This is a genomic window from Streptomyces shenzhenensis, assembly GCF_021462265.1.
GTDB lineage: Bacteria > Actinomycetota > Actinomycetes > Streptomycetales > Streptomycetaceae > Streptomyces > Streptomyces shenzhenensis.
This window is the reverse complement of record NZ_JAJONF010000113.1, coordinates 1-5,163: the sequence shown is the minus strand read 5'-3', so window position 1 is coordinate 5,163 and position 5,163 is coordinate 1. Positions and strand designations below refer to the sequence as shown.

The 5,163-nt window shown below is 57.4% G+C and carries 2 rRNA genes; both read right to left on the bottom strand.

The annotated features are described in order from the left end of the window. Positions 1–22: 22 nt before the first annotated feature. A 23S ribosomal RNA gene (locus LQ326_RS46765) occupies positions 23–3,127 on the bottom strand. Positions 3,128–3,423: 296 nt separating this feature from the next. Further along, a 16S ribosomal RNA gene (locus tag LQ326_RS46760) occupies positions 3,424–4,948 on the bottom strand. The 16S and 23S rRNA genes sit together here, the layout of an rRNA operon. Positions 4,949–5,163: the final 215 nt, after the last annotated feature.

Here is a 5,163-nt window from a genome sequence, read left to right as displayed (position 1 = left end):
AACACAGTGGACGCGAGCAACTGAGGACAAGCCCTCGGCCTATTAGTACCGGTCACCTCCACCAGTTACCTGGCTTCCAGATCCGGCCTATCAACCCAGTCGTCTACTGGGAGCCTTACCCCATCAAGTGGGTGGGAGTCCTCATCTCGAAGCAGGCTTCCCGCTTAGATGCTTTCAGCGGTTATCCCTCCCGAACGTAGCCAACCAGCCATGCCCTTGGCAGAACAACTGGCACACCAGAGGTTCGTCCGTCCCGGTCCTCTCGTACTAGGGACAGCCCTTCTCAAGACTCCTACGCGCACAGCGGATAGGGACCGAACTGTCTCACGACGTTCTAAACCCAGCTCGCGTACCGCTTTAATGGGCGAACAGCCCAACCCTTGGGACCGACTCCAGCCCCAGGATGCGACGAGCCGACATCGAGGTGCCAAACCATCCCGTCGATATGGACTCTTGGGGAAGATCAGCCTGTTATCCCCGGGGTACCTTTTATCCGTTGAGCGACGGCGCTTCCACAAGCCACCGCCGGATCACTAGTCCCGACTTTCGTCCCTGCTCGACCCGTCGGTCTCACAGTCAAGCTCCCTTGTGCACTTACACTCAACACCTGATTGCCAACCAGGCTGAGGGAACCTTTGGGCGCCTCCGTTACTCTTTAGGAGGCAACCGCCCCAGTTAAACTACCCATCAGACACTGTCCCTGATCCGGATCACGGACCCAGGTTAGACATCCAGCACGACCAGACTGGTATTTCAACGACGACTCCACACTAACTGGCGTCAATGCTTCAAAGTCTCCCAGCTATCCTACACAAGCCGAACCGAACACCAATATCAAACTGTAGTAAAGGTCCCGGGGTCTTTCCGTCCTGCTGCGCGAAACGAGCATCTTTACTCGTAGTGCAATTTCACCGGGCCTATGGTTGAGACAGTCGAGAAGTCGTTACGCCATTCGTGCAGGTCGGAACTTACCCGACAAGGAATTTCGCTACCTTAGGATGGTTATAGTTACCACCGCCGTTTACTGGCGCTTAAGTTCTCAGCTTCGCCCCACCGAAATGGAGCTAACCGGTCCCCTTAACGTTCCAGCACCGGGCAGGCGTCAGTCCGTATACATCGCCTTACGGCTTCGCACGGACCTGTGTTTTTAGTAAACAGTCGCTTCTCGCTGGTCTCTGCGGCCACCCCCAGCTCACCGTGTAAAACGGATCACCGGAGCTGGCCCCCCTTCTCCCGAAGTTACGGGGGCATTTTGCCGAGTTCCTTAACCATAGTTCACCCGAACGCCTCGGTATTCTCTACCTGACCACCTGAGTCGGTTTAGGGTACGGGCCGCCATGAAACTCGCTAGAGGCTTTTCTCGACAGCATAGGATCATCCACTTCACCACAATCGGCTCGGCATCAGGTCTCAGCCCTAGTGTGCGACGGATTTACCTACCGCACGGCCTACACCCTTACCCCGGGACAACCACCGCCCGGGCTGGACTACCTTCCTGCGTCACCCCATCACTCACCTACTACAAGTCTGGTCCGTCGGCTCCACCACTCCCCTCAACTCCGAAGAGATCAGGGCGGCTTCACGGACTTAGCATCGCCTGGTTCGATGTTTGACGCTTCACAGCGGGTACCGGAATATCAACCGGTTATCCATCGACTACGCCTGTCGGCCTCGCCTTAGGTCCCGACTTACCCTGGGCAGATCAGCTTGACCCAGGAACCCTTAGTCAATCGGCGCACACGTTTCCCACGTGTGAATCGCTACTCATGCCTGCATTCTCACTCGTCAACCGTCCACAACTACCTTCCGGTGCTGCTTCACCCGGCAGACGACGCTCCCCTACCCATCACAGCACCCGTTGGGGCTATATGCTGCAATGACACGACTTCGGCGGTACGCTTGAGCCCCGCTACATTGTCGGCGCGGAATCACTAGACCAGTGAGCTATTACGCACTCTTTCAAGGGTGGCTGCTTCTAAGCCAACCTCCTGGTTGTCTGTGCGACTCCACATCCTTTCCCACTTAGCGTACGCTTAGGGGCCTTAGTCGATGCTCTGGGCTGTTTCCCTCTCGACCATGGAGCTTATCCCCCACAGTCTCACTGCCGCGCTCTCACTTACCGGCATTCGGAGTTTGGCTAAGGTCAGTAACCCGGTAGGGCCCATCGCCTATCCAGTGCTCTACCTCCGGCAAGAAACACACGACGCTGCACCTAAATGCATTTCGGGGAGAACCAGCTATCACGGAGTTTGATTGGCCTTTCACCCCTAACCACAGGTCATCCCCCAGGTTTTCAACCCTGGTGGGTTCGGTCCTCCACGAAGTCTTACCTCCGCTTCAACCTGCCCATGGCTAGATCACTCCGCTTCGGGTCTTGAGCGTGCTACTGAAACGCCCTCTTCGGACTCGCTTTCGCTACGGCTACCCCACACGGGTTAACCTCGCAACACACCGCAAACTCGCAGGCTCATTCTTCAAAAGGCACGCAGTCACACCAAAGTGCTCCCACGGCTTGTAGGCACACGGTTTCAGGTACTATTTCACTCCCCTCCCGGGGTACTTTTCACCATTCCCTCACGGTACTATCCGCTATCGGTCACCAGGGAATATTTAGGCTTAGCGGGTGGTCCCGCCAGATTCACACGGGATTTCTCGGGCCCCGTGCTACTTGGGTGTCTCTCAAACGAGCCGTTGACGTTTCGACTACGGGGGTCTTACCCTCTACGCCGGACCTTTCGCATGTCCTTCGCCTACATCAACGGTTTCTGACTCGTCTCACGGCCGGCAGACCGTAAAAGAGAGATCCCACAACCCCGTATACGCAACCCCTGCCGGGTCTCACACGCATACGGTTTGGCCTCATCCGGTTTCGCTCGCCACTACTCCCGGAATCACGGTTGTTTTCTCTTCCTGAGGGTACTGAGATGTTTCACTTCCCCTCGTTCCCTCCACACTGCCTATGTGTTCAGCAGCGGGTGACAGCCCATGACGACTGCCGGGTTTCCCCATTCGGAAACCCCCGGATCAAAGCCTGGTTGACGACTCCCCGGGGACTATCGTGGCCTCCCACGTCCTTCATCGGTTCCTGGTGCCAAGGCATCCACCGTGCGCCCTTAAAAACTTGGCCACAGATGCTCGCGTCCACTGTGCAGTTCTCAAACAACGACCAGCCACCCATCACCCTGCTCCGAAGAACAAGTTCACTGGGGCCGGCGACTGAGGAAAAATCCATTCCCTCAGACACCCAACAGCGTGCCCGACACCCCCGCCGCCCCCACACCCGTTCCACGCCGAAGCAGTACTAGGAAGAGAAAACGATCAAGAGTGCCGAATAGTCAACGTTCCACCCATGAGCAACCAGTGCGAGACATTCGCCCGCATACTGGCCTCTGGACCGCTGTGCGGCCTAGAAGTGCTCCTTAGAAAGGAGGTGATCCAGCCGCACCTTCCGGTACGGCTACCTTGTTACGACTTCGTCCCAATCGCCAGTCCCACCTTCGACAGCTCCCTCCCACAAGGGGTTGGGCCACCGGCTTCGGGTGTTACCGACTTTCGTGACGTGACGGGCGGTGTGTACAAGGCCCGGGAACGTATTCACCGCAGCAATGCTGATCTGCGATTACTAGCGACTCCGACTTCATGGGGTCGAGTTGCAGACCCCAATCCGAACTGAGACCGGCTTTTTGAGATTCGCTCCACCTCACGGTATCGCAGCTCATTGTACCGGCCATTGTAGCACGTGTGCAGCCCAAGACATAAGGGGCATGATGACTTGACGTCGTCCCCACCTTCCTCCGAGTTGACCCCGGCGGTCTCCCGTGAGTCCCCAGCACCACAAGGGCCTGCTGGCAACACGGGACAAGGGTTGCGCTCGTTGCGGGACTTAACCCAACATCTCACGACACGAGCTGACGACAGCCATGCACCACCTGTACACCGACCACAAGGGGGACCCTGTCTCCAGAGTTTTCCGGTGTATGTCAAGCCTTGGTAAGGTTCTTCGCGTTGCGTCGAATTAAGCCACATGCTCCGCCGCTTGTGCGGGCCCCCGTCAATTCCTTTGAGTTTTAGCCTTGCGGCCGTACTCCCCAGGCGGGGAACTTAATGCGTTAGCTGCGGCACCGACGACGTGGAATGTCGCCAACACCTAGTTCCCACCGTTTACGGCGTGGACTACCAGGGTATCTAATCCTGTTCGCTCCCCACGCTTTCGCTCCTCAGCGTCAGTAATGGCCCAGAGATCCGCCTTCGCCACCGGTGTTCCTCCTGATATCTGCGCATTTCACCGCTACACCAGGAATTCCGATCTCCCCTACCACACTCTAGCTAGCCCGTATCGACTGCAGACCCGAGGTTAAGCCTCGGGCTTTCACAATCGACGTGACAAGCCGCCTACGAGCTCTTTACGCCCAATAATTCCGGACAACGCTTGCGCCCTACGTATTACCGCGGCTGCTGGCACGTAGTTAGCCGGCGCTTCTTCTGCAGGTACCGTCACTTTCGCTTCTTCCCTGCTGAAAGAGGTTTACAACCCGAAGGCCGTCATCCCTCACGCGGCGTCGCTGCATCAGGCTTTCGCCCATTGTGCAATATTCCCCACTGCTGCCTCCCGTAGGAGTCTGGGCCGTGTCTCAGTCCCAGTGTGGCCGGTCGCCCTCTCAGGCCGGCTACCCGTCGTCGCCTTGGTGAGCCACTACCTCACCAACAAGCTGATAGGCCGCGGGCTCATCCTGCACCGCCGGAGCTTTACAACCCGGGAGATGCCTCCCAGGCTCATATCCGGTATTAGACCCCGTTTCCAGGGCTTGTCCCAGAGTGCAGGGCAGATTGCCCACGTGTTACTCACCCGTTCGCCACTAATCCCCACCGAAGTGGTTCATCGTTCGACTTGCATGTGTTAAGCACGCCGCCAGCGTTCGTCCTGAGCCAGGATCAAACTCTCCGTGAATGCTTTTCACGGGAGCGGAACAGCCGAAGGAATAATCCGGCCGTTCACAGCGTCCTCGCTGTATTTTCTTCAAAGGAACCTCGACCATCGGAAGACTTCCGACAGACGGGGTATCAACATATCTGGCGTTGACTTTTAGCACGCTGTTGAGTTCTCAAGGAACGGTCGCTTCCTTTGTACTCACCCTCTCGGGCTTTCCTCCGGGCTTCCCTTCG